General features: G+C 71.3%; 24 protein-coding genes. 14 read left to right on the plus strand and 10 right to left on the minus strand.

Annotated elements, in window-relative coordinates; genetic code table 11:
* Positions 1-100: 100 nt before the first annotated feature.
* Positions 101-622, minus strand: coding sequence for an ATP-binding protein (locus ACZ6EG_RS10670; RefSeq protein ID WP_391972700.1), 522 nt, complete (start codon positions 620-622; stop codon positions 101-103).
* A 356-nt stretch (positions 623-978) separates the two neighbouring features.
* Between ACZ6EG_RS10670 and ACZ6EG_RS10675 the strand changes: the two genes are divergently transcribed.
* The 6 genes from ACZ6EG_RS10675 (at position 979) to ACZ6EG_RS10700 (ending at position 6,485) form a co-directional block, all read left to right on the plus strand.
* Positions 979-1,803: a helix-turn-helix domain-containing protein gene (locus ACZ6EG_RS10675; protein WP_391972757.1), complete on the plus strand. Its 825-nt coding sequence runs from the start codon at positions 979-981 to the stop codon at positions 1,801-1,803.
* A gap of 106 nt (positions 1,804-1,909) precedes the next feature.
* A complete protein-coding gene (locus tag ACZ6EG_RS10680; RefSeq protein WP_469603415.1) occupies positions 1,910-3,370 on the plus strand; it encodes an aldehyde dehydrogenase family protein in 1,461 nt (486 codons plus the stop codon).
* A gap of 105 nt (positions 3,371-3,475) precedes the next feature.
* Complete coding sequence (locus ACZ6EG_RS10685; protein WP_391972702.1) at positions 3,476-4,021, plus strand: DinB family protein; 546 nt, start codon at positions 3,476-3,478, stop codon at positions 4,019-4,021.
* Between the two features lie 10 nt (positions 4,022-4,031).
* Complete coding sequence (locus tag ACZ6EG_RS10690) at positions 4,032-4,673, plus strand: PadR family transcriptional regulator (RefSeq protein ID WP_469603419.1); 642 nt, start codon at positions 4,032-4,034, stop codon at positions 4,671-4,673.
* Between the two features lie 76 nt (positions 4,674-4,749).
* Positions 4,750-5,691, plus strand: coding sequence for an ATP-binding cassette domain-containing protein (locus ACZ6EG_RS10695; protein WP_391972704.1), 942 nt, complete (start codon positions 4,750-4,752; stop codon positions 5,689-5,691).
* A 65-nt stretch (positions 5,692-5,756) separates the two neighbouring features.
* Entirely contained in the window at positions 5,757-6,485 is a 729-nt protein-coding gene (locus ACZ6EG_RS10700) for an ABC transporter permease (protein WP_391972758.1), read from the plus strand.
* Between the two features lie 7 nt (positions 6,486-6,492).
* Here the strand turns inward: ACZ6EG_RS10700 and ACZ6EG_RS10705 are convergent, their stop codons facing one another.
* The gene (locus ACZ6EG_RS10705) at positions 6,493-7,920 is read right to left on the minus strand and encodes a glutamate decarboxylase (RefSeq protein ID WP_469603423.1); all 1,428 of its coding nucleotides are present in this window, start codon (positions 7,918-7,920) and stop codon (positions 6,493-6,495) included.
* A 99-nt stretch (positions 7,921-8,019) separates the two neighbouring features.
* On the opposite strand from ACZ6EG_RS10705, the gene ACZ6EG_RS10710 reads away from it, so the two are divergent.
* Positions 8,020-8,781, plus strand: a complete 762-nt coding sequence (locus ACZ6EG_RS10710; protein ID WP_391972706.1) for a MerR family transcriptional regulator — start codon at positions 8,020-8,022, stop codon at positions 8,779-8,781.
* 21 nt (positions 8,782-8,802) lie between these two features.
* Here ACZ6EG_RS10710 and ACZ6EG_RS10715 read toward each other — a convergent pair whose 3' ends face one another.
* Positions 8,803-9,168: a YbjQ family protein gene (locus ACZ6EG_RS10715; RefSeq protein ID WP_356602137.1), complete on the minus strand. Its 366-nt coding sequence runs from the start codon at positions 9,166-9,168 to the stop codon at positions 8,803-8,805.
* A 136-nt stretch (positions 9,169-9,304) separates the two neighbouring features.
* On the opposite strand from ACZ6EG_RS10715, the gene ACZ6EG_RS10720 reads away from it, so the two are divergent.
* Positions 9,305-10,216, plus strand: coding sequence for a DedA family protein (locus ACZ6EG_RS10720; RefSeq protein ID WP_391972707.1), 912 nt, complete (start codon positions 9,305-9,307; stop codon positions 10,214-10,216).
* A gap of 25 nt (positions 10,217-10,241) precedes the next feature.
* On the opposite strand, the gene ACZ6EG_RS10725 is transcribed toward ACZ6EG_RS10720, so the two are convergent.
* Together ACZ6EG_RS10725 and ACZ6EG_RS10730 are read right to left on the minus strand one after the other, a co-directional pair.
* Positions 10,242-11,954 (minus strand): threonine/serine exporter family protein, encoded by a 1,713-nt coding sequence (locus ACZ6EG_RS10725; RefSeq protein ID WP_391972708.1) that lies wholly within the window; start codon positions 11,952-11,954, stop codon positions 10,242-10,244.
* A gap of 114 nt (positions 11,955-12,068) precedes the next feature.
* The gene (locus ACZ6EG_RS10730; RefSeq protein WP_007452023.1) at positions 12,069-12,560 is read right to left on the minus strand and encodes an inorganic diphosphatase; all 492 of its coding nucleotides are present in this window, start codon (positions 12,558-12,560) and stop codon (positions 12,069-12,071) included.
* A gap of 79 nt (positions 12,561-12,639) precedes the next feature.
* Here ACZ6EG_RS10730 and dacB point away from each other — a divergent pair, with 79 nt between their 5' ends.
* The 6 genes from dacB to folE all read left to right on the plus strand — a co-directional run bounded on the left by dacB (position 12,640) and on the right by folE (position 20,302).
* Positions 12,640-14,247, plus strand: a complete 1,608-nt coding sequence (gene dacB / locus ACZ6EG_RS10735) for a D-alanyl-D-alanine carboxypeptidase/D-alanyl-D-alanine endopeptidase (protein ID WP_391972709.1) — start codon at positions 12,640-12,642, stop codon at positions 14,245-14,247.
* 90 nt (positions 14,248-14,337) lie between these two features.
* Entirely contained in the window at positions 14,338-15,465 is a 1,128-nt protein-coding gene (locus tag ACZ6EG_RS10740; RefSeq protein WP_356602129.1) for a zinc-dependent metalloprotease, read from the plus strand.
* A 191-nt stretch (positions 15,466-15,656) separates the two neighbouring features.
* Positions 15,657-16,703 (plus strand): tRNA lysidine(34) synthetase TilS, encoded by a 1,047-nt coding sequence (gene tilS / locus ACZ6EG_RS10745; protein WP_391972711.1) that lies wholly within the window; start codon positions 15,657-15,659, stop codon positions 16,701-16,703.
* Between the two features lie 74 nt (positions 16,704-16,777).
* The gene (hpt, locus tag ACZ6EG_RS10750) at positions 16,778-17,338 is read left to right on the plus strand and encodes a hypoxanthine phosphoribosyltransferase (RefSeq protein ID WP_019329873.1); all 561 of its coding nucleotides are present in this window, start codon (positions 16,778-16,780) and stop codon (positions 17,336-17,338) included.
* Between the two features lie 195 nt (positions 17,339-17,533).
* The gene (gene ftsH / locus ACZ6EG_RS10755; protein WP_356602973.1) at positions 17,534-19,573 is read left to right on the plus strand and encodes an ATP-dependent zinc metalloprotease FtsH; all 2,040 of its coding nucleotides are present in this window, start codon (positions 17,534-17,536) and stop codon (positions 19,571-19,573) included.
* 123 nt (positions 19,574-19,696) lie between these two features.
* Positions 19,697-20,302 carry a GTP cyclohydrolase I FolE gene (gene folE, locus ACZ6EG_RS10760; RefSeq protein WP_356602125.1) on the plus strand — a complete coding sequence of 202 codons (606 nt, stop codon included), beginning with the start codon at positions 19,697-19,699 and terminating at the stop codon, positions 20,300-20,302.
* A gap of 15 nt (positions 20,303-20,317) precedes the next feature.
* Here the strand turns inward: folE and ACZ6EG_RS10765 are convergent, their stop codons facing one another.
* The 5 genes from ACZ6EG_RS10765 to folP all read right to left on the minus strand — a co-directional run bounded on the left by ACZ6EG_RS10765 (position 20,318) and on the right by folP (position 23,491).
* Positions 20,318-20,806 (minus strand): DUF3180 domain-containing protein, encoded by a 489-nt coding sequence (locus tag ACZ6EG_RS10765; RefSeq protein ID WP_391972712.1) that lies wholly within the window; start codon positions 20,804-20,806, stop codon positions 20,318-20,320.
* A gap of 86 nt (positions 20,807-20,892) precedes the next feature.
* A complete protein-coding gene (gene folK, locus ACZ6EG_RS10770) occupies positions 20,893-21,504 on the minus strand; it encodes a 2-amino-4-hydroxy-6-hydroxymethyldihydropteridine diphosphokinase (protein ID WP_391972713.1) in 612 nt (203 codons plus the stop codon).
* The gene (gene folB / locus ACZ6EG_RS10775; RefSeq protein ID WP_011028954.1) at positions 21,501-21,860 is read right to left on the minus strand and encodes a dihydroneopterin aldolase; all 360 of its coding nucleotides are present in this window, start codon (positions 21,858-21,860) and stop codon (positions 21,501-21,503) included. The genes folK and folB overlap by 4 nt, the downstream gene beginning before the upstream one ends.
* 237 nt (positions 21,861-22,097) lie before the next feature.
* On the minus strand, positions 22,098-22,601 hold the full coding sequence (locus ACZ6EG_RS10780; RefSeq protein ID WP_391972714.1) for a nuclear transport factor 2 family protein: 504 nt from the start codon (positions 22,599-22,601) through the stop codon (positions 22,098-22,100).
* A complete protein-coding gene (gene folP / locus ACZ6EG_RS10785; protein WP_469603435.1) occupies positions 22,598-23,491 on the minus strand; it encodes a dihydropteroate synthase in 894 nt (297 codons plus the stop codon). Before folP ends, ACZ6EG_RS10780 begins: the two co-directional genes overlap by 4 nt.
* Between the last annotated feature and the right edge of the window lie 22 nt (positions 23,492-23,513).

Here is a 23,513-nt window from a genome sequence, read left to right on the forward strand (position 1 = left end):
GGACACGCGACCACGGGGTGTGCCCCCGACGCGCGCGGCACCCGCCCCGGCGCCACCAACGCGCGTAGACCCGCGGCACATCAAGGCCCTGCGGCACGCGTCACCCGTAGCACCGGTCCGCTTGGTCGCCCGGGCTCTGGAGCCGGAACAGGGCCCACACCACCTTGCCGTTGAGCGTCCCCGCGAGCGGGTGCCAGCCCCAGCTGTCGCTGAAGGAGTCGACGAGGAACAGGCCGCGGCCCGACTCCGCCGAGAAGTCGTCCGTCGCACGGGCCACCGGGCTGTCGTGACTGGGGTCGCGCACCGCGCACACGAGCCGGTCGGACCAGCGCATCAGGTGCAGCCGGACGGGTCCGCTCTGCTCCCCGTGCCGCGGGGTGTCGGCCGGCAGCGCATGCCGCAGGGCGTTGGTGACGAGTTCGGAGACCACCAGGCAGACGTCGTCGAAGCGGTCGCCGGTGTCCCAGCCGTCGAGCGTCCTGCGGGTGAATCCCCGTGCCTCGCGCACCGCGTCGTAGCGGGGCGGCAGGGAACAGGAGGCGGCGTTGGAGACGGCTGCGGGGTCGAGTGGCGGAAGGCCCTGCCGTAACGGCTCGAGCATGGTCGATCCATTCGTCCCCATGCGAGGCACTCCCGGGAGTTCGCGGTCATAGCGATGCGGCGCGGTGGTGCGGGACCATGGTTTCGGATGCGTACCTCAGATGCAAGGGCAGATGCACGTGCACGTGACCGAAATGGACCTGCCCGTACCGCTTGTTGGGCAAATTTTCCGTCGTCTTCGCCTCCCCTTCACCGCGTTCAGTGGCTGGTTTCGGACCGCTCCCTGCATGATCCTGATCTTTTCCTTCGGCTCGATTCCGTTTCCGTAACCGGACGAGTACTGCTCGAAGTGTTTTAGTGGCAGACTTCGGCCCCTGAAGACGGTTGGGGAGGCTGGCGAACGTGAGCGCGGGAGAGCCCGGATCGGTGGTGCGGCGCATGCTGCTCGGATCACAACTCAGGCGACTGCGTGAGACGCGGGGGATCACGCGAGAGGCGGCGGGCTACTCGATCCGCGCCTCGGAGTCGAAGATCAGCCGGATGGAGTTGGGCCGGGTGAGCTTCAAGACGAGGGACGTCGAGGACCTGCTGACGCTGTACGGCATCACGGACGAGCACGAGCGCGCCTCCCTGCTCTCCCTGGCCAAGGAGGCCAACGTCGCGGGCTGGTGGCACAGTTACTCCGACGTGCTGCCCAGCTGGTTCCCCACCTATGTCGGCCTGGAGGGCGCCGCCTCGCTGATCCGGGTCTACGAGGTGCAGTTCGTGCACGGTCTGCTGCAGACCGAGGAGTACGCCCGCGCGGTCGTCCGGCGCGGGATGAAGGGCGCGAGCGAGGCGGACGTCGAGCGACGCGTCGCGCTGCGCCTGGAGCGGCAGAAGCACCTCGTCGCCGAGAGCGCGCCCGAGTTCCACATCGTCCTCGACGAGGCCGCGCTGCGCCGTCCGTACGGGGACCGCCGGGTGATGCGCGGGCAGCTCCAGCACCTGATCGAGATGTCCGAACGCCCGAATGTGCGGTTGCAGGTCATGCCGTTCGGCTTCGGCGGCCACTCCGGTGAAAGTGGCGCGTTCACGATCCTCAGCTTCCCCGAGTCCGACCTCTCGGACGTCGTCTACCTGGAGCAGCTCACCAGCGCGCTGTACCTCGACAAGCGCGAGGACGTCACCCAGTACGAGACGGCGCTGAAGGAGCTCCAGCAGGACAGTCCGGGGCCCGACGAGAGCCGGGACCTCCTCCGGGGACTGCTTCAGCTCATCTGAACAACTCCCCTGAAACACAAGTACGATGACGCCTCATCAGAGGCGGCCGGCCCGCGGTGGTCGCGAGGCCGCGGAGGCTGCGGCAGCTAGGGGATTGAGGGAACACATGTCGTCGTACTTCACCGACCTCGCCCAGCAGTACATCGACGGCGAGTGGCGCCCGGGCACCGGCTCCTGGGACATCATCGACTTCAACCCGTACGACAACGAGAAGCTGGCCTCGATCACGATAGCCACGGTCGACGAGGTCGACACGGCGTACCGGGCGGCCGAGCGGGCGCAGCAGCAGTGGGCCGCGACGAACCCGTACGCGCGCCGCGCGGTGTTCGAGAAGGCGCTGCGGCTCGTCGAGGACCACGAGGCGCGGATCAGCGAGGCGATCATCGCCGAGCTGGGCGGCACGCGCCTGAAGGCCGCCTTCGAGCTGCACCTCGCCAAGGAGTTCCTGCGCGAGGCGGTCCACCTGGCGCTGCGCCCCGAGGGCCGGATCATCCCCTCGCCGGTCGACGGCAAGGAGAACCGCGTCTACCGGGTGCCGGTCGGCGTCGTGGGCGTCATCAGCCCCTTCAACTTCCCCTTCCTCCTCTCCCTGAAGTCGGTCGCCCCGGCCCTCGCCCTCGGCAACGGCGTCGTCCTCAAGCCGCACCAGAACACGCCGATCGTCGGCGGCACGCTGGTCGCGAAGCTCTTCGAGGAGGCCGGCCTGCCGGGCGGGCTGCTCAACGTCGTGGTCACCGACATCGCGGAGATCGGCGACGCCTTCCTGGAGCACCCGGTCCCGAAGGTGATCTCCTTCACCGGCTCGGACAAGGTCGGCCGCCACGTCGCGACCGTCTGCGCCGCGCACTTCAAGCGCTCCATCCTGGAACTCGGCGGCAACAGCGCCCTCGTCGTCCTCGACGACGCCGACCTCGACTACGCCGTCGACGCCGCCGTCTTCAGCCGCTACGTGCACCAGGGCCAGGTCTGCATGGCCGCGAACCGCGTCCTGGTCGACCGGTCGGTGGCCGAGGAGTTCACCGAGAAGTTCGTCGCCAAGGTCAGGACCCTCAAGGCCGGTGACCCGCGCGACCCGTCGACCGTCATCGGTCCCGTGATCAACTCCTCGCAGGCGGACGCCCTGTCGGGCATCGTCGAGCAGGCCCTCGCCGAGGGCGCCACCGCCCTGGTGCGCGGCACCACCACCGACAACCTCGTCACCCCGTCGGTCCTCACCGACCTGCCCGCCGACTCGGCGCTCCTGCGGCAGGAGGTCTTCGGTCCGGTCGCCTTCCTCGTCCCGTTCGACGGTGAGGAGGAGGCCGTCCGCCTCGTCAACGACACGCCGTACGGGCTGAGCGGCGCCGTGCACACCGGTGACATCGAGCGCGGCGTCGCCTTCGCCAAGCGGATCGACGCCGGCATGTTCCACGTGAACGACGGGACCGTGCACGACGAGCCGATCGTGCCCTTCGGCGGGGAGAAGCACTCCGGCCTCGGCCGTCTGAACGGCGACACCATGCTGGACGCCTTCACCACCCAGAAGTGGATCTCGGTGCAGCACGGGCGGAGCGGCTTCCCGTTCTAGTTCCCGCTCCCGTGTCGGGGCCTTGCGGACAGAGGTTGACCGCAAGGGCCCGTAGCTTTCTCGGTGTCGGGGGGAAGTCCCCCGTCCGACGAAAGGCGGCCGGTCATGGTCACTCACGTGCGACCCGAAGCGCAGGGCGACGAGCGCGGAGCACTGCTCTCCTTCCTGGCGGAGCAGCGCGGCGGCATCCGCCGGTCGGTGCTGGGGCTGACCGACGAGCAGGCGTCGTCCCGGCCGAGCGCCAGTGAACTGTCCCTGGCCGGGCTGATCAAGCACGTCGCCGAGGTCGAGCAGGGGTGGGTCGCCCGCGCCCGGCAGGTGCCGCCGGCCGTCGAGCGGGACGAGTCGAACTGGCACGAGTGCTTCGTCCTGGTGGGGGACGAGACGGTGGCCTCGCAGCTGGCGTACTGGGAGAGGGTCGCCGCCGAGACGGAGGCCTTCATCCGGGAGGTGCCCAGCCTCGACGACACCTTCCCGCTGCCCGAGGCACCCTGGTTCCCGCCGGACGAGCGCGTTTCCATGCGGTGGCTGTGCCTGACGCTGATCCGCGAGACGGCCCGGCACGCAGGCCACGCCGACATCGTCCGCGAGTCGCTGGACGGCGCCTCGGCCTGGGACCTGGTGGCGAGGGAGCAGGAGGCGCCCGCCTAACCTGGACCGTATGTCAGTGATCCGTCTCCTGGTGCTGGGCGCGGTCCGCCAGCACGGGCGGGCCCACGGCTACCAGGTCCGCAACGACCTGGAGTTCTGGGGCGCGCACGAGTGGTCCAACGCCAAGCCCGGCTCGATCTACCACGCGCTCAAGCAAATGGCCAAGCAGGGTCTGCTGCACGCGCACGAGATCGCCCCGTCGACCGCCGGCGGGCCGCCCCGCACGGAGTACGAGATCACGGAGAAGGGCACCGAGGAGTTCTTCGGCCTGCTGCGCGCGTCCCTCACCGCCTACGACCAGAAGCCGGACGTGCTCGCCGCCGGACTCGGCCTGATGGTGGACCTGGAGCGCGACGAGGTGCTGACGCTGCTGGAGGAACGGGTCCAGGCCATCCAGACGTGGCGCAGGGCCGTCACCGAGTACTACACCCCCGAGGACGGCCCCGGGCAGCTCGGCCACATCGGCGAGATCATGAACCTGTGGGTGCACTCCGCCGACACCGGCGCCGAGTGGACCCGCGCGCTCATCGAGCGCATCCGAGGCGGTGCGTACACGTTCGCCGGTGAGGGCGAGCCGTTCGTCGGCGTCCTCGGAGAGGGCGAGGAGAACCCGTTCGCGACGCCGGAACCGCATCCGGGAGACCGCGACTAATCAAGTTTGACTAAGTCGGGAGACGGGCATACGCTCCGCGGGTCAGTAGTCAAGTTTGACTAAATGAGGAGTGTCAGTGGCCGACGCGGCGATCACCGTCGAAGGGGCACGCAAGAAGTATGGCGGCAAGAAAGCGTTGGACGGGATCGACCTGACGGTCGCCCGCGGCACGGTGCACGGGGTGCTGGGGCCCAACGGCGCGGGCAAGACGACGCTGGTCCGGATCCTCTCCACCCTGCTGCGCCCCGACGCCGGCCGGGTCGAGGTGGCCGGACACGACGTGGTCACCGACGCGTACGCCGTACGGCTGCGCATCGGCCTGCTCGGGCAGCACGCGGCGCTGGACGAGGAGCTGGGCGGCATGCAGAACCTGGAGATGTTCGGCCGCCTCCACCATCTGGGCGCCCGGCGGGCACGCGCGCGTGCCGACGAACTGCTCGCCCGTTTCGACCTCACCGACACCGGACGCAAACCGGTCAGCGCCTACAGCGGCGGCATGCGGCGCCGCCTGGACCTCGCCGCGTCCCTCATCACCGAACCGGAGGTCCTCTTCCTGGACGAACCCACCACGGGCCTCGACCCGCGGGGCCGCGCCGAGGTGTGGGCCTCCGTCCGCTCCTTGGTCGGGGGCGGTACGACGGTCCTGCTCACCACCCAGTACCTGGAGGAGGCCGACCAGCTCGCCGACCGCATCTCGGTCGTCGACGCCGGCCGGGTCGTCGCCGACGGCACGGCGGACGAACTGAAGGCGGCCACCGGCGGCGACCGCGTCGACGTGGTCCTGCGCGACGCCGGACACCTGGGCGCGGCCGTCGCCCTGCTGCCGCTCACCGGCGTCCGCGTCGACACCGACCGCCGGCTGGTCAGCGCCCCGGTCACCGACCGCATGGCGGCTCTCTCCGGCGTCGTACGGGCGCTGGAGGAGGCCGGCATCGAGGCGGAGGACATCGCCCTGCGCCGCCCGACCCTGGACGAGGTGTTCCTGCACCTCACCGACCGCACGAAGGAGACAGCGTGAGCACGGGCACCGTCACGACCACCGGCGCCGGCCCCCTGGCGTACGCCCTCACCGACTCGTGGACCATGACCCGGCGCGAGCTGGCCCGCTGGGGACGGCAGCCGGTCACCGTCGTCGTCAACCTGGTCTTCCCGGTCATGCTGCTGCTGATGTTCGGCTACCTCGTCGGCGGCGGCCGCGGGGTGAGCGGCGACTACGTCGACTACCTGGTCCCCGGGATGCTGGCGCTCACCATGGCCTTCGGCCTGGAGGGCACGATGATCGCCGTCACCCAGGACCTCAACAAGGGGGTCGTCGACCGCTTCCGCTCCCTCCCCATGACCAACGGCGCGGTTCTGGTGGGCCGGTCGGCCGCCGACATGCTCCAGTCGACGCTCGGGCTCACGGTGCTCGTCGGGGTCGGCTACGCGCTCGGCTGGCGGGCCCACGGCGGCCCCGGCGCCTTCCTGGGCGCCGTCGGCCTGCTGCTCCTCTTCCGGTTCGCGATGCTGTGGATCGGCATCTTCCTGGCCCTGGTGGCCGGGAAGCCGGAACTGGTGACGGCGGTGCAGATCCTGGTCTGGCCGGTCGGCTTCCTCTCCAACGCCTTCGCCACCCCTGAGTCCATGCCGGGCTGGCTGGGGACGGTCGTCCAGTGGAACCCGATGTCCCAGACCGCCACCGCCGTACGCGACCTGTTCGGCGGCCCCGGCGGGGAGCCCGGCCACGTGTGGGCGGCCCTCGCCTGGCCGCTGGCCCTGCTCGCGCTCTTCTTCCCCCTGGCGGTACGGAGGTTCGCGCGACTCAGCCGCTAGGCAGGGCTCAGTGGTGGAACCCGGTCGCCGCCCCCTTGTCCCGGGTCCGTGGGTGCGGCTGCCGCCGCAGTTCCGGCAGCAGCCGCTCCAGCTCCTCCACCAGCAGGTCGGCCATGTCGGCCGAGAAGCCGTTGCGGCACACCACGCGCAGCACCGACAGGTCCTCGCGGTGCGGCGGGAAGGTGTACGCCGGCACCAGCCAGCCGCCCTCCCGCAGCCGCCGCGAGACGTCGAACACGTCGTACGCCGTCACGTCGTCGGCCGTCGTGAAGGCGAACACCGGCAACTCGTCGCCGCGCGTCAGCAGCCGGAAGTCGCCGAGCGCCTCCACGCGCTCGGCGATCCCGCGCGCGATGTCCCGCGAGGCCTGCTGCACCGCCCGGTAGCCCTCCCGGCCCAGCCGCAGGAACGTGTAGTACTGCGCGACCACCTGCGCGCCGGGCCGGGAGAAGTTCAGCGCGAAGGTCGGCATGTCGCCGCCCAGGTAGTTGACCCGGAAGACCAGCTCCTCGGGCAGTGCGTCCGCGTCCCGCCACAGCGCCCAGCCGACACCGGGGTAGACGAGGCCGTACTTGTGCCCCGAGGTGTTGATCGAGGCGACCCGCGGCAGCCGGAAGTCCCACACCAGGTCCTCGTCCAGGAAGGGCGCGACCATGGCCCCGGACGCGCCGTCGACGTGCACCGGGATGTCGAGCCCGGTGCACTCCTGGAGGGCGTCCAGGGCCGCGCAGAGGTCGGCGACCGGCTCGTAGGAGCCGTCGAAGGTGGAGCCGAGGATGCCAACGACCCCGATGGTGTTCTCGTCGCAGAGTTCGGCGGCGGCCCGGGGGTCCAGGTGGAAGCGGTCGCCCTCCATGGGGACCTGCCGGGCCTCCACCTCCCAGAAGGTGCAGAACTTCTCCCAGCAGACCTGGACGTTCACGCCCATGACCAGGTTGGGCCGCACGTCCCTCGCCGGGTACCGGTCGGCGTTGCGCAGCGCCCACCGCCGCTTCAGCGCCATGCCGGCCAGCATGCACGCCTCGCTCGACCCGGTCGTGGAGCAGCCCACCACCGCCGCGGGGTCGGGCGCGTGCCACAGGTCGGCGAGCATCGCCACGCAGCGCCGCTCCAGCTCGGCGGTGCGCGGGTACTCGTCCTTGTCGATCATGTTCTTGTCCCGGCACTCGCCCATCAGCACCCCGGCCTGCGGCTCCATCCAGGTGGTGACGAAGGTGGCCAGGTTGAGGCGTGCGTTGCCGTCCAGCATCAGCTCGTCGTGGACGAGCCGGTACGCCGTCTCCGGGGGCAGCGGGGAGTCGGGCAGCCGGTGGGCCGGCGGGGCCTCGGTCATGCCGCCGAGCGGGTTCGTCGCCCCGTGGAACGGGTTGACGGCGAGCCGGCGCCGGTCACGGTCGCCGTCGTGGGGCGCGGGGGGCACCTGGTGCAATGGCATGCAGTCGACGGTAGGTCCGGGGCCGGGCCCCCGCATGCGGGCTTGCACCTCACGTCACGTGAGGAGGCAGCGTGGAGGGCGTCAGAGAAGGGAGCGGAAGTGAGCTACTCCGTGGGACAGGTCGCCGGCTTCGCCGGAGTGACGGTGCGCACCCTGCACCACTACGACGACATCGGCCTGCTCGTACCCAGCGAGCGCAGCCACGCGGGCCACCGGCGCTACGGCGACGGCGACCTCGACCGGCTGCAGCAGATCCTGTTCTACCGGGAGCTGGGCTTCCCGCTCGACGAGGTCGCCGCCCTGCTGGACGACCCGGCCGCGGACCCGCGCGCACACCTGCGCCGCCAGCACGAGCTGCTGTCCGCCCGGATCGAGAAGCTGCAGAAGATGGCGGCGGCCGTGGAGCACGCCTTGGAGGCACGCAGCATGGGCATCAACCTCACGCCCGAGGAGAAGTTCGAGGTCTTCGGCGACTTCGACCCCGACGAGCACCAGGAGGAGGTGCGCGAGCGCTGGGGCGACACCGACGCCTACCGCCAGTCGCAGCAGAAGACCGCCACGTACACCAAGGAGGACTGGCAGCGCATCCAGGACGAGGCCGACGAACTCACCCGGCGCTTCGTCGCCCTGATGGACGCCGGTGAGCCCGCCGACTCCGAGGGGGCGATGGACGCCGCCGAGGACCACCGGCTGGGCATCATCCGCAACCACTACGACTGCGGGTACGAGATGCACACCTGCCTGGGCGACATGTACGTCTCGGACGAACGTTTCACGCGAAACATCGACGCCGCCAAGCAGGGCCTCGCCGCCTACATGCGCGACGCGATCCTGGCCAACGCCGTCCGGCACACCTCCTGAGCGGTGGTCGTGGCCCGGGTCTCACTCCCGGGCCACGACCACCGCCGTCCCGTACGCGCACACCTCGGTGCCCACGTCCGCGGCCGCCGTCACGTCGAAGCGGAACGCCAGGACCGCGTTGGCCCCTCGCGCGCGTGCCTGCTCGACGAGTCGCTCCATCGCCTCGTTGCGGGTCTCGACCAGCGTCTTGGTGAGGCCGCGCAGCTCGCCGCCGACCATCGACTTCAGCCCGGCGCCGATCTGGCTCCCCAGGTGCCGGGAGCGCACGGTCAGTCCGAAGACCTCCCCGAGCACCTCCTGCACGCGGTGGCCCGGCAGATCGTTCGTGGTCACGACGAGCACCTCGGGCCGAGGGCCCTGTCCGCCGCCGTATTCTTCGATGCTCATGGTTCTCAGGCTTCCCCGGGTCCGGCCACAGTGCACACCGGGATGCCCGGTGGAACCTGGAACCCGACGGCTGCGTTGATACGTTTGGGCAGCCAGTCCCAGCCCGCCTCCCCCCAGCAGCAGGAGCCACAATCCCGTGACCACCCTTGCGCTCGGCCCCGAGTGGCTCAGCCCGGACTACCTGATCGAGACCTTCGCTCTGCCGGGCATCCTGCTCATCGTCTTCGCCGAGTCCGGACTCTTCGCGTTCCTGCCCGGCGACTCGCTGCTGTTCACCGCGGGCCTCTTCGTCGCCCAGGGCGAGTACATCAGCCAGCCGCTGTGGCTGGTGTGCACGCTGATCGTGCTGGCCGCCGTCATCGGCGACCAAGTGGGATACATGATCGGCAAGTTCCTCGGTCCTAAGCTCTTCAGCCGGCCGAACTCCAAGCTCTTCAAGAAGGAGAACCTGGACAAGGCGCACGAGTTCATGGAGAAGTACGGCCCCAAGGCGATCGTCCTGGCCCGCTTCGTCCCGATCGTGCGCACCTTCGCCCCCATCGTGGCGGGCGCCGGCCGCATGAAGTACCGCACCTTCCTCACGTACAACGTGATCGGCGGCGTGGCCTGGGGCTCGGGCGTCACCCTCGCGGGCTACTGGCTGGGCCAGATCGAGTTCATCCGCACCAACGTCGAGCCCATCCTCGTCCTGATCGTCGTCGTCTCGGTCGTCCCGATCGCCATCGAGTACCTGCGCGAGCGCGGCAAGAAGAAGCGCGCCGCCGCGACCGCGCCCCCCGCGGCCCAGCAGCAGCCGCAGCCCTCGTACCCGGTCATGGACGACGCCACGACCCAGCTCCGCAGGGTCGACCAGTACGAGCAGCCGCAGCAGCAGTACCAGCAGCCGCAGCCCCCGCAGTACCAGCAGCCGCAGCAGTACCAGCCGCGGCCTCCGCAGTACCAGCAGCCCCCGCAGCAGCCGTACCCCCAGCAGTACCCGCAGAACTACGGGCAGCAGCCCTACGGCGACCAGCAGAGCGGTCAGTACCCCTACAACCAGGGTCGCTGAACCCGCCCGAGGGCGCGGGGGCGGCCTAGAACCCCCGCGTCCGCTTCGCCGCCCGGCGGCCGGCGGCGCTCGCGGCGCCCGGCACCCTCAGGAACAGCCGCGAGATCTCCCCACCGAGGTTCACCCCGATGGCGATGGCCATCGCGAGCGCCACCGCCTTGGACAGCGACAGCAGCCCCGAGTCCACCTCGCTCTGCGCGATCGCCAGCAGTCCGAAGTACGTCGCCGAACCGGGCAGCAGCGGCCCGATCGCCGCGGTCGTGTACGGCAGCGCCGACGCGAACCGGTACCGGGACATCAGCTGCCCGAACAGACCCACCAGCCCCGCCGCGGCCGCCGTGGAGGCCACCGGCGAGATGTCGCCCGCGTAGTGCATGGCGCCGTACACGCACCAGGCGACGCCACCGTTCAGGGTCACCGCCAGCACAGTGGATCGTTCCTGCTGGAGCAGGACCGCGAAGGCCAGCGACAGCAGCATCGACGCGACGATCTGCACGATCGGATCGTCCCCCGTGCCCAGCTGCGCGTCCGGATTGAGCTTGGCGCCCAGCTGGACACCGAAGTACAGCACCACCAGCACCCCGGCGACGATGCTGACGAAGAAGTACATGACCTCCAGCAGCCGCGCGGCGGCGGTGATGTAGAAGCCGGTCAGGCCGTCCTGCACCCCCGCCACCAGCGCCCGCCCCGGCAGCAGCGCGAACAGCCCACCGGTGATCACCGCGGACGCCTTCACGTCGACGTGCGTCAGCGTCAGCGCGATGCCGATCGCCGCCGGCGGCATCGCGGCCACCGCGAACTGGTAGAACTCCGGCAGCCCGCGGCCGGCGCACAGCCACGCCAGCCGGTCGCCGAGCATCGCGCCGAACAGTGCCGCGAAGAACACGATCACGTCACCGCCGACCAGCAGTGAGGCCGCGCCCGCGAGCAGACCGCTCGCCGTGGTCAGCACCCAGGTGGGGTACGGGTGCCGGTTGCGGCGGATCTCCGCGAGGCGCCGGTAGGCCTCCTCCAGGGAGATCTGCGTCTCCGGGTCGCTGAGGTCGTCCACCAGCTGGAAGACGGCCGCGAGCCGGGTGTAGTCGGTGCCGCGGCGGCGCACCGTGCGCGACGCCGTCACCGGGTCCTCGACCAGCGACGGCTGGTGGGAGATGGACAGCAGGGTGAAGGTGACGTTCGGCTCGCAGCGGTCCAGCCCGTAGGAGCGGCAGACGGCGAACATCGCCGCCTCCACGTCCTCGGCGCCCTCACCCCCGGCGAGCAGCAGCTCCCCGATACGCAGCGTCAGGTCGAGCACGCGGGGCACGGCCGGACCGGTCTCGTCGTCGTGCCGCTGGGGGGACTCGGGCGCGGGCCGCTCGGCCACCGGCATGCGCAGCATCGCGCGCATCCGGTCCTGCCAGGGCACGTCCGTCAGACTGACCGCCGGGAAGCCGCTCGCGGGCGTGAACGCGTTCGGCGCCGACCACGCGCTGTACGTGCTCGGGGTGGTGAACGCCGAGCCCTCGGTCTCCTCCGCGGGCACGGCCGGCGGCGCGTCCACCCCGTCCGGCAGCGCGAACTCCGACGTGGTCTCGGACTCCGAGCCGACGTGCCGCGCGACGGCCAGCCCCTCGGGGATCTCGAACTCGGACGTCGTCGACGACTCGCCGTCGATCGACGCCACCACCCCGCCCGGCGGCCGGAAGGCACTGTGGGCCTCGTCCGACTGCGGCTTGCGGTCCTCCGCCTCCGTCACGTGCGCAACGCTCCCTGGTACGAACACTCCCTCTCGTAACCCTCAGTATGCGCAGCCAAACGTGAACGGGCCGCACGCCTCACGCGTGCGGCCCGTTACGGGAGGGGCTGCTGCTCAGTGGCCGCCCTGGTCCTTGAAACGCTTGTACGAACGCTCGATCTCGGCCTCGGCGTCGGTGCGGCCGACCCAGTCGGCGCCCTCGACGGACTTGCCGGGCTCCAGGTCCTTGTAGACCTCGAAGAAGTGCTGGATCTCCAGGCGGTCGAACTCCGACACGTGGTGGATGTCACGCAGGTGCTCCACACGCGGGTCGGTCGACGGCACGCACAGCAGCTTGTCGTCCCCGCCGGCCTCGTCCGTCATCCGGAACATGCCGATCGCGCGGCAGCGGATCAGGCAGCCGGGGAAGGTCGGCTCGTCCAGGATGACCAGGGCGTCCAGCGGGTCGCCGTCCTCGCCGAGGGTGTTCTCGACGAAGCCGTAGTCGGTCGGGTAGGCGGTCGAGGTGAACAGGCGGCGGTCCAGGCGGATACGACCGGTCTCGTGGTCCACCTCGTACTTGTTCCGCGAACCCTTCGGGATCTCGATCGTGACGTCGAACTCCACCGGACGCTCCTCCATGATCAGCACATAGTTCTGGTGGTTAAGTGTCCCTCACGCAGGTGCGTGATCGCGAAAGGGGCTGGTGGTAGTGCCGGAGCTGAGGCCTTGGCGGGCCGCGAGGCCGCACGTGGCGCGGGCCGCGGGCGCCGTCCGACCGCGTCTCGCACGCGCCGCACGGTCCGCCGGACCGCGGGTCGCGCGGCTCGCACGGGCCACGGCACCGCAGCTCACCCGGATCACCAGGCCGAAGACCTGGCAGTACACCGCCGGCGCCGCCACCGCCGGGCTGGCACTGGCCGCCGGTGTGGTGACCGCCGCCGGCCCCTGGGACTCCACGGGTCAGCGTACGGCCGAGCAGGACCGGGCCGTCGCCCTGGAGCACACGGGTGGCGCAGATCACGGTCGCGGATCACGGGGCGCCGGCACGGCGGCCGGCCCGCCCCGCCCCGCGCCCAGCGCCGGCTCCGTCCTGGCCTCCCTGGGCGGCGGCGAGGGCTCGCGGCCGGACGGGGCCAAGGCGGCGCCGGGCGGGACCGCCCTCGCCGACGCCCTCGACCCCCTGCTGGCGGACCCGGCGCTCGGCACCCGCCCCGGCGCGACCGTCGTCGACCTCACCACCGGCAAGCGCCTCTACGGCACCGGCGCCGGCACGCCCCTCACCCCCGCCTCCACCACCAAGATCGCCACCGGCGTCGCCGCCCTCACCGCCCTCGGCCCCGACCACCGGCTCACCACCCGCACCGCCCTGGAGCCCGACACCGGCGAACTCGTCCTGGTCGGCGGCGGCGACCCGACCCTCACCGCGCGCGCGGACGCCCGGGGCCTCGCGAGCCTGCGCACCCTCGCCGGGCAGACGGCGGCGGCACTGAAGAAGCGGGACGTGCGCAAGGTGACGCTGTCGTACGACACGACGCTCTACGCGGGAGCGGAAATGCACCCGATCGGGGTCAACGAGAACCTCGCCCGCGTCACCGCGCTGATGGCCGACGAGGCCCGCACCGACGACTCCACCAGCGGCCCCGCCCCCCGCGTGCCCGACCCGGCCGCCGACGCCGCGCGCACCTTCGCCGGTCTGCTGGAGAAGCACGGCGTCACCGCGTCGGCCCCCGGTCCCTCCAAGGCCACCAACCGCGCCGACACCCTCGCCACCGTCTCCTCGCCCCCGCTGTCGGCCCTGGTCGAGCGGATGCTGACCGACAGCGACAACGACCTCGCCGAGGCCCTGGCCCGGCACACCGCCGTGGCGACCGGTAAGCGCGCCGACTTCAAGGGCGTCTCCGCGGCCGTCACCGCCCGCCTGAAGCAGCTGGGGCTGCCCGTGCGCGGCGCCGAGTTCCACGACGGCAGCGGCCTGGACCGCGCCGACCGGATCACTGCCGAGCTGCTCGCCGCCCTGTTGGCCGAAGCCGCCGACCCGGACCGCCCCGAGCTGCGCCCGGTCCTCACCGGCCTGCCCGTCGCCGGCTTCACCGGCACGCTGACCAGCCGCTACACGGACGGCGCGGCCGGCCTCGTCCGTGCGAAGACCGGCACCCTGACGGGGGTCAACACCCTCGCGGGCACCGTGGTCACCGACCAGGGGCGCGTGCTGGCCTTCGCCTTCCTCGGCTCCGGCACGACGGACGCCTGGGCGGCCCAGGCGGCTCTGGACAGGGCGGCGACGACCCTGGCCTCCTGCGGCTGCGCCTGACCCCCCGACGCCCCCGCGCCCCGCGGGTGCCCCCACCCCACCGCTCGCCACGGCCTGCCCCTGGCGGCGGTGCTCACGTACGGTTGACGCATGACGAGCTTCGGCGCATCTTCCGGCATGGTCGACTGGAATCTCGCGGTGGCGACCGCGACCCGGCTCGTACGACCGGGCCCCGAGGTGAGCCGCGACGAGGCCCGGGCCGTCGTCGCGGAACTCCGCCGCCATGCCAAGGTCTCGGAGGAGCACGTCCGGGGCTTCACCCGGATGGCCACCGAGGAGATCCACGACACCCCCGTCCTCGTCGTCGACCGGCCCGGCTGGGTCCGGGCCAACGTCGCCGGGTTCCGGGAGATCCTCAAGCCCCTGCTGGAGAAGATGCAGGAGCGGCGCGGCGACGGCGCCGGCAACGCGGTTCTCGGCGCCGTCGGCGGCAAGGTCACCGGCGTGGAGCTGGGCATGCTGCTGTCCTTCCTGTCCTCCCGCGTCCTCGGCCAGTACGAGACCTTCGCCCCGGCCACCCGCGAGCTGCCCGCCGGTGCGAACGGCGGCGGCCGGTTGCTGCTGGTCGCGCCGAACATCGTGCACGTGGAGCGCGAACTCGACGTGGACCCGCACGACTTCCGCCTGTGGGTGTGCCTGCACGAGGAGACGCACCGCACCCAGTTCACCGCGGTGCCCTGGCTGCGCGACCACCTGGAGGGCGAGATCCAGTCGTTCCTCGCGGAGACCGACGTCGACCCCATGACGGTGCTGGAGCGGGTCCGCGAGGCCGCCCAGACGCTCGCGGGGGGCCGCCCGGAGGGCGAGGAGGACGACGGCGGCCGCTCCCTGGTCGAGCTGGTGCAGACCCCCGCCCAGCGCGAGGTGCTCGGCCGGCTCACCGCCGTGATGTCCCTCCTGGAGGGGCATGCCGACTTCGTGATGGACGGGGTCGGCCCGTCGGTCGTGCCGAGCGTCGGCGAGATCCGCGAGAAGTTCCAGCAGCGGCGCGCCAAGGGCGCCTCCCGCCTCGACCTGGCCCTGCGCAAGCTGCTCGGCCTGGACGCCAAGCTCCGCCAGTACCGGGACGGCGAGCGCTTCGTCCGGGCCGTCGTCGACGAGTGCGGCATGGACGGGTTCAACCGCGTCTGGACCTCGCCCAACACCCTCCCCACCAAGTCGGAGATCGCCAAACCGGCGGATTGGATCGCGCGGGTGCACCGCTCGTCGGAGTCGTGAGCCCCGCGGGCGGGCGCGGAACGAAACCGGCCGACGGCAGGTAAACGCCCCTCCAATCACCCGTCCGAGGGACCGTGGGCCCTCGGCAGGCGTGCGATGCTCAGGGAACGGCCCGTTTCTGTCACCATCTACACACTCTGCGTGACCGAACCTCGGGCTCACCCCCGACAACTTCATGAAGGGCACCGGACATGGGTCCCCATCCTGCGGTCGCGGCGATACGCCTGGCGGTCCGCCGCGTCCTCCACGACATCCTCACCGAACTGAACACCACGGCCGGCGTACCCGCCGCGACGGCCGCCGACCGCGTGCCGGAGCGCCCGCCCGCGCCGCTCGTGCTCGTGGCGTGCTCCGGCGGCGCCGACTCCATGGCACTCGCCTCCGCCCTCGCCTTCGAGGCCCCCCGGCTCGGGGTCCGCGCCGGCGGCATCACCGTCGACCACGGCCTGCAGAACGGCTCCGACCTGCGCGCCGAAGAGGTCGTCCTGCGCCTGCGCGAGCTGGGCCTGGACCCGGTCGAGGCCGCCAGCGTGACCGTGGGCCGTGCCGGAGGCCCCGAGGCCGCCGCCCGCGACGCACGCTACGCCGCCCTGGACGACGCCGCCGCCCGGCACGGCGCCGCCGCCGTCCTGCTCGGCCACACCCGCGACGACCAGGCCGAGACCGTGCTGCTGGGCCTCGCCCGCGGCTCCGGCATCCGCTCCCTGTCGGGCATGGCCGCGGTCTCGGGGGCCGGCGGCCGTTACCGCCGCCCCTTCCTCCAGGTCGACCGGCAGACCGCCCGCAAGGCGTGCATGGTCCAGTCCCTGCCCGTCTGGGACGACCCGCACAACGCCGACCCGGCCTACACCCGCTCCCGGCTGCGCCACGAGGGCCTGCCCGCCCTGGAGAAGGCCCTCGGCAAGGGCGTCGTGGAGGCCCTCGCCCGTACGGCCCAACTCTCCCGGGACGACGCCGACGCCCTCGACACCTGGGCCCGCCAGGCCGAGGCCGGCGTCCGCGACGCCACCGGCGTGCTGGAGTGCGCCAAGCTCTACGCCCTCCCGCCCGCCGTACGCCGCCGCATCCTGCGCCGCGCCGCCATCGAGGCCGGTGCCCCGGCCGGTGCGCTGTTCGCCCGGCACGTCGAGGAGGTGGACCGGCTGATCACCGGCTGGCGCGGTCAGGGGGCCATCAACCTCCCCGGCAAAGTCGTCGCCCGGCGGCAGGGTGGCAGACTGGTGATTCGGCAAGGCTGAATCCGGGCCCTCCCACCGATCCGCGCACGGATCGCCGGGGCGCTCCGGAGTGGCCGGTGGGACGACCGAAAGTGATGCGGGTGGACGCGAACGACATGGGTGCCGACCTCGAGAAGGTACTCATCACCAAGGAAGAGATCGACGCGAAGCTGGCCGAGCTGGCCGCGAAGATCGACGCGGAGTACGCGGGCAAGGACCTGCTCATCGTCGGTGTCCTCAAGGGCGCCGTGATGGTCATGGCCGACCTGGCGCGCACGCTGTCCACCCCCGTCACCATGGACTGGATGGCGGTGTCCTCGTACGGCGCGGGCACCCAGTCCTCCGGCGTGGTGCGGATCCTCAAGGACCTCGACACCGACATCAAGGGCAAGCACGTCCTGATCGTCGAGGACATCATCGACTCCGGCCTGACCCTGTCCTGGCTGATCTCCAACCTCGGCTCGCGCGAGCCCGCCTCCCTCAAGGTGTGCACACTGCTGCGCAAGCCCGACGCCGCGAAGGTCGCCATCGACGTGGAGTGGGTCGGTTTCGACATTCCCAACGAGTTCGTCGTCGGCTACGGCCTGGACTACGCCGAGAAGTACCGCAACCTCCCGTTCGTCGGTACGCTCGCGCCCCACGTCTACGGCGGCTGACACGGCCCCGTAGCGGGCTCCACGGCGTTCCGGGGGGCCGACCGGGAACCCCGGAGGCCTCCGCGCCGTTGGAGCATGCAGACGGGGCGTCGGCCGTCCGTGCGGCTGAGGGCCGCCAGGCTGGGGTACCGTCAGAAGAACTGTCTTATCAAACTCACTATGGCAGGAGGGACGGGGCGGCACCGCTCCGTGTGGATGGACGTGAAGCGATACTTCCGTGGGCCGGTCATGTGGATCGTGCTGGCCGTCCTTGCCGTGGTCGTGTTGATGCAGGTCGTCGGCTCGTCCGGCGGCTACAAGACGGTGGACACTGGCCAGGTCGTCCAGGCGATCAACGACAACAGGGTCGAGTCGGCCAAGCTCACCACCGGTGACGAGCAGACCATCGAGGTCCACCTCAAGGACGGCGAGAAGGTCGAGGGCAGCTCGAAGATCAAGGCGAGCTACATCGGCGACCAGGGCGTGACCCTCGCCAGCACGCTGCAGAACAAGTACCAGGACAAGCAGATCCCCGACGGCTACACCGTGTCGCCGTCGAAGCAGAACCCGTTCGTCGGGCTCCTGATCACTCTGCTTCCCTTCGTCCTCATCGTGGTCATCTTCCTGTTCCTGATGAACCAGATGCAGGGCGGCGGCAGCCGTGTCATGAACTTCGGCAAGTCCAAGGCGAAGCTCATCACCAAGGACACCCCCAAGACGACGTTCTCCGACGTCGCCGGTTCGGACGAGGCCGTCGAGGAACTCCACGAGATCAAGGAGTTCCTGCAGGAGCCGGCCAAGTTCCAGGCCGTCGGCGCCAAGATTCCCAAGGGCGTGCTGCTGTACGGCCCGCCCGGCACCGGCAAGACGCTGCTCGCGCGCGCCGTCGCCGGCGAGGCGGGCGTGCCGTTCTACTCGATCTCCGGTTCCGACTTCGTCGAGATGTTCGTCGGTGTCGGTGCCTCCCGAGTGCGCGACCTGTTCGAGCAGGCCAAGGCGAACGCCCCGGCGATCGTCTTCGTCGACGAGATCGACGCGGTCGGCCGCCATCGCGGCGCCGGCCTCGGCGGCGGTCACGACGAGCGCGAGCAGACCCTGAACCAGCTGCTCGTCGAGATGGACGGCTTCGACGTCAAGGGCGGCGTGATCCTCATCGCCGCGACGAACCGGCCGGACATCCTCGACCCGGCGCTGCTGCGCCCGGGCCGCTTCGACCGGCAGATCGCGGTCGACCGCCCCGACATGCAGGGCCGTCTGGAGATCCTCAAGGTCCACCAGAAGGGCAAGCCGGTCGCGCAGGACGTCGACCTGTCGGCCGTCGCCCGCCGTACGCCCGGCATGACCGGTGCCGATCTGGCCAACGTGCTGAACGAGGCCGCCCTGCTGACGGCCCGCAGCGACCAGAAGCTGATCGACAACCACATGCTGGACGAGGCGATCGACCGTGTGGTCGCGGGCCCGCAGAAGCGGACCCGGATCATGTCGGACAAGGAGAAGAAGATCACCGCGTACCACGAGGGCGGTCACGCCCTGGTCGCGGCGGCCTCACCCAACTCCGACCCGGTCCACAAGATCACGATCCTGTCGAGAGGCCGGGCCCTCGGTTACACGATGGTGCTCCCGGACGAGGACAAGTACTCGACCACGCGCAACGAGATGCTCGACCAGCTCGCCTACATGCTGGGTGGCCGCGCGGCCGAGGAACTGGTCTTCCACGACCCGACGACGGGTGCCGCCAACGACATCGAGAAGGCCACCGGCCTGGCTCGGGCGATGGTGACGCAGTACGGCATGACCGAGCGCCTCGGTGCGATCAAGTTCGGTGGCGACAACACCGAGCCGTTCCTCGGACGCGAGATGGCTCACCAGCGCGACTACTCGGAAGAGGTCGCCGCGCTGGTGGACGAAGAGGTCAAGAAGCTGATCGAGACGGCGCACAACGAGGCCTGGGAGATCCTGGTCGAGAACCGCGACGTCCTCGACAACCTCGTCCTCGCCCTGCTGGAGAAGGAGACGCTGGGCAAGGAGGAGATCGCCGAGGTCTTCGCCCAGATCGTCAAGCGCCCGGCCCGGCCCGCCTGGACCGGATCGTCCCGCCGTACGCCCTCGACCCGTCCGCCGGTGCTCTCCCCCAAGGAGCTCGCCCTGACGAACGGAGCGAACGGCGCCACGCCGGCCATCACCACCGCCAAGAGCACCACGGCGGAGCCGGCCCCGGCACCGGAGCGAGCCCCGGAGGACCGCCCGGAGAGCTGATCCAGCCACTCCCGGTGGCCCCACCAGGCCCGGAATGTATGCCGCGCCCCCCAGGTTCTAGCCTTGGGGGGCGCGGCGTTTCCGTATGCCGACAGCAGTATCAGGACAGGAACGAGGCACCAGATGACCGACCCCGTGACGCTGGACGGCGAGGGCCAGATCGGCGAGTTCGACGAGAAGCGGGCCGAGAACGCCGTACGCGAACTGCTCATCGCGGTCGGCGAGGACCCGGACCGCGAGGGCCTGCGGGAGACGCCCGCGCGCGTGGCCCGGGCCTACAGGGAGATATTCGCCGGGCTGTGGCAGGAGCCCGAGGACGTGCTGACGACGACGTTCGACCTCGGGCACGACGAGATGGTGCTGGTGAAGGACATCGAGGTGTTCAGCACGTGCGAACACCACCTCGTCCCGTTCCGCGGGGTGGCGCACGTCGGCTACATCCCGTCCCCCAGCGGCAAGATCACGGGCCTGTCCAAGCTGGCCCGCCTCGTGGACGTCTACGCGCGCCGCCCGCAGGTGCAGGAGCGTCTGACCACGCAGGTCGCGGACTCCCTCATGGAGATCCTGGAGCCCCGTGGCGTGATCGTCGTCGTGGAGTGCGAGCACATGTGCATGTCCATGCGGGGGATCCGCAAGCCCGGCGCGAAGACCCTCACGTCGGCGGTGCGCGGTCAGCTGCGGGACGTCGCCACCCGCAACGAGGCGATGAGCCTGATCATGGCGCGCTGACGGCGCCCCGGGCGGTCAGGCCGCCGGAGCCGCGCCCGGGTGGTCCTCGTCGTCGTCCTCCGGGAGCTTGCAGACCCGCTCCAGGAAGAGCGCGGCCGCTATCACGGCGATCCCCGCCAGGACCGAGAAGCCGGCGTAGAAGGCCTGGTCGCGGCGGGCCGGGACGTCGAGGTACTCCAGCAGGAAGACGCCCGTGCCGCAGTACATGCCGGAGACGAGGGCGGCCACCAGGGCGCTGGCCTGGCCGAAGACGACCGAGCGCGCCGCCATCATCGGGTCGACGCCCTTGGCGTCCGGGACCCGCTCCCGCTGGGCCTTCAGACGGGCCCGCAGGGAGAGCGCCGTGGCCAGCAGGATCACGGCGATCAGGGCGAGGACGACCGGGGCGGCCAGGGGGACGCTCGGCAGGCTCCCGAAGGAGTCCCACAGGCGGGCGCCCGCCCAGGACAGGACCGCGGCGGCGACGAACACGCCGGCCAGCACCCTGATGCGCAGCTCTTTCACGGTGTCCCGGTGTCCCTTCGGTGCCCTGCGTGCTCGTCCTCGCCGTGCCGGCCTCGCGGCCGTGCCGACCCCGTCGACCTTAACGACTACTCGGGCAGCCGGAGTTCCAGGTCGGCGCGGGGCGCGACGCCCTCCCGGGTGACGGCGTCCAGCAGGTCGGCGACCGGGCCGTGTCCCGGCAGGTCGGCGTGGGGGTCCACGTCGTGCCAAGGGGCGAGGACGAAGGCGCGTTCGTGGGCGCGCGGGTGGGGCAGGGTGAGCTGCGGGTCGTCGGAGACCACGTCGGCGTAGGCAACGATGTCGACGTCGAGGGTGCGCGGGCCCCAGTGCTCGTCGCGGACCCGGTGGAAGGCCTCCTCGACCGCGTGCGCCCGCTCCAGCAGGGAGGACGGGGGCAGGGTGGTCTTCACCACCACGACCGCGTTGAAGTACGCGGGCTGGCTCTCGGGGTCGACGCCCCACGGCTCCGTCTCGTACACCGGCGAGACGCCCTTGACGCGCACACCCGGGGTGTCCTCCAGGGCGTCGATGGCGCCCTGGAGGGTCTCCAGGCGGTTGCCGAGGTTGGCGCCGAGGGCGATCACGGCCCGCTTGGGGTTGGACAGCGTGGTGTCGGCGGCGTCGACCTGTTCGATGACGGAGGAGGGCACCGGCTGTACGGTCGGGTCGCTGGGACCCTTGGTGAACGAGGCGCTCATACACGGCTCCGGATGATGGTGACGGTCACGTCGTCGAAGGGCACGGTGATCGGTGCGTCCGGCTTGTGGACGCAGACCTCGACCTCCTCGACCCCTTCGTGCTTCAGACAGACCTGGGCGATGCGCTCGGCGAGCGTCTCGACGAGGTTGACGGGCTCGCCCTCGACGACGGCCACGACCTCCTCGGCCACGATGCCGTAGTGCACGGTCTTCGCCAGGTCGTCGTCGGCCGCGGCCGGTCGGGTGTCCAGGCCCAGGACGATGTCCACGAGGAAGGTCTGGCCGTCCTCGCGTTCCTTGGGGAACACTCCGTGGTGCCCGCGGGCCTTGAGGCCGCGCAGCGCGACACGATCCACGCGAATCACTCCTGCAGTCGTCGGTCTCGGCCGGTGCGCACCACGTGCGGGCGGTGCGCCGGCCACAGTCGAATCTACCCGCGAGCACCGACAGCGCCGGGCCACGGGGTGTCGGGGGCCGGCCGGGAGCCAGGAGGTTTCACCGTGCGTTTTCCCTGGCGGCCCCGGTGGATCACGGGTTGGTAGCCGCCCATACCCGGCGGTCCGTGATTCCAACCACTTCTTCATCCCCCCGGATCACGGAGGGGTGTCCTCGCCCTCCTCGTCCTCGGTCTCGGCCAGTACGGGGGAGGCGTGGTGGGACCAGAGTTTCCAGCCGGCGGGCGTACGCCGGAACGCGTTGGTGGCGACCACGAGCTGGCCCACGAGCGGCCCGAGCTCGTCGCCGCCGTCGGGGGCGGGCCCACCGCTGAGGATGTTCTCGGTGCAGGTCACCATGGCGGTGTCACCGGTCACGGAGACGTGCACGTCGGTGAGGAAGAACTGGATGTAGTCGGTGTTCGCCATGATCAGCGCGTAGGAGCGCAGCACCTCGCCGCGGCCGGTGAGCACCGGCCAGCCGGGGTGCACGCAGGAGACCACGCCGGCGTCGGCGGGGTCGTGGTACGACTCGTCGATGCCCAGGTCGGACGGGGTGAGCCAGAACCCGGACACCGCCTCGAAATCGCCCTGTTCCAGCGCTTCGTAGAAGGCGGTGTTGGCGGCCTCCACCTGCTCGACGTCGATGTGCGGCGCGTTCACCGGGTTCCTTCCGGGCGCTGGTCCGCTCCGCGCGCCCCTTCGACGGCACGCGCGACGCGTACGGCGTCGGCCGTGGCGCGTACCTCGTGCACCCGTACGGCCCAGGCGCCGGCGTGCGCGGCGAGGGCGGAGACGGCGGCGGTGGCCGCGTCGCGCTCCCGCGCGGGCGGCGGGGCGGCCCCCGGGCCGGCGAGCACCCGGCCGAGGAACCGCTTGCGGGAGGCGGCGACCAGCAGGGGGTGGCCGAGGCCGAGGAGACGGTCGAGGTGGGCGAGGAGCACGAGGTCGTGTTCGGCGTCCTTGGAGAAGCCGAGGCCGGGGTCGACGACCACCCGGTCGGGGGCGACGCCACCGTCCAGAACGGCCTCCACGCGCGCGCGGAGTTCGTCCACGACCTCGGTGACCACGTCGGCATAGGTGCCGCGGACGTTGCCGCCCTCCAGGAGACCGCGCCAGTGCATGACCACGAAAGGGGCGCCCGCGTCGGCGACGACCGGGATCATCCGGGGGTCGGCGAGTCCGCCGCTGACGTCGTTGACGAGGGCGGCGCCGGCCGCGATCGCCCGCTCCGCCACCGAGGCGCGCATGGTGTCGACGGAGACCGTGACGCCCTCGGAGGCCAGGCCGCGCACGACGGGGACGACGCGCCTGAGTTCCTCGTCCTCGTCGACGCGGGTCGCGCCGGGGCGGGTGGACTCGCCGCCCACGTCCACCAGGTCGGCGCCCTCGGAGACGAGGTCGAGGCCGTGCTTGACGGCGGCCGTGGTGTCGAAGAAGCGACCGCCGTCGGAGAACGAGTCGGGCGTCACGTTGACGACCCCCATGACCGCGCAGCGGTCCCATGCGATCAGTCCCGCCAGGTGGTGGCGTCGGCCGGTCTGCTTGCTCATGTGTTCAGCGTAGGCCCAGTGG

The sequence above is a fragment of the Streptomyces sp. NPDC041968 genome, from assembly GCF_055589025.1.

Coding starts and splice junctions, on each gene's coding strand:
- ACZ6EG_RS10670 (WP_391972700.1), bottom strand. CDS start 622: ATGGGGACGAATGGATCGACCATGCTCGAGCCGTTACGGCAGGGCCTT.
- ACZ6EG_RS10675 (WP_391972757.1), top strand. CDS start 979: ATGCTGCTCGGATCACAACTCAGGCGACTGCGTGAGACGCGGGGGATC.
- ACZ6EG_RS10680 (WP_469603415.1), top strand. CDS start 1,910: ATGTCGTCGTACTTCACCGACCTCGCCCAGCAGTACATCGACGGCGAG.
- ACZ6EG_RS10685 (WP_391972702.1), top strand. CDS start 3,476: ATGGTCACTCACGTGCGACCCGAAGCGCAGGGCGACGAGCGCGGAGCA.
- ACZ6EG_RS10690 (WP_469603419.1), top strand. CDS start 4,032: ATGTCAGTGATCCGTCTCCTGGTGCTGGGCGCGGTCCGCCAGCACGGG.
- ACZ6EG_RS10700 (WP_391972758.1), top strand. CDS start 5,757: ATGACCCGGCGCGAGCTGGCCCGCTGGGGACGGCAGCCGGTCACCGTC.
- ACZ6EG_RS10705 (WP_469603423.1), bottom strand. CDS start 7,920: ATGCCATTGCACCAGGTGCCCCCCGCGCCCCACGACGGCGACCGTGAC.
- ACZ6EG_RS10715 (WP_356602137.1), bottom strand. CDS start 9,168: ATGAGCATCGAAGAATACGGCGGCGGACAGGGCCCTCGGCCCGAGGTG.
- ACZ6EG_RS10740 (WP_356602129.1), top strand. CDS start 14,338: ATGACGAGCTTCGGCGCATCTTCCGGCATGGTCGACTGGAATCTCGCG.
- tilS (WP_391972711.1), top strand. CDS start 15,657: ATGGGTCCCCATCCTGCGGTCGCGGCGATACGCCTGGCGGTCCGCCGC.
- hpt (WP_019329873.1), top strand. CDS start 16,778: ATGCGGGTGGACGCGAACGACATGGGTGCCGACCTCGAGAAGGTACTC.
- ftsH (WP_356602973.1), top strand. CDS start 17,534: ATGGACGTGAAGCGATACTTCCGTGGGCCGGTCATGTGGATCGTGCTG.
- folE (WP_356602125.1), top strand. CDS start 19,697: ATGACCGACCCCGTGACGCTGGACGGCGAGGGCCAGATCGGCGAGTTC.
- folK (WP_391972713.1), bottom strand. CDS start 21,504: ATGAGCGCCTCGTTCACCAAGGGTCCCAGCGACCCGACCGTACAGCCG.
- folP (WP_469603435.1), bottom strand. CDS start 23,491: ATGAGCAAGCAGACCGGCCGACGCCACCACCTGGCGGGACTGATCGCA.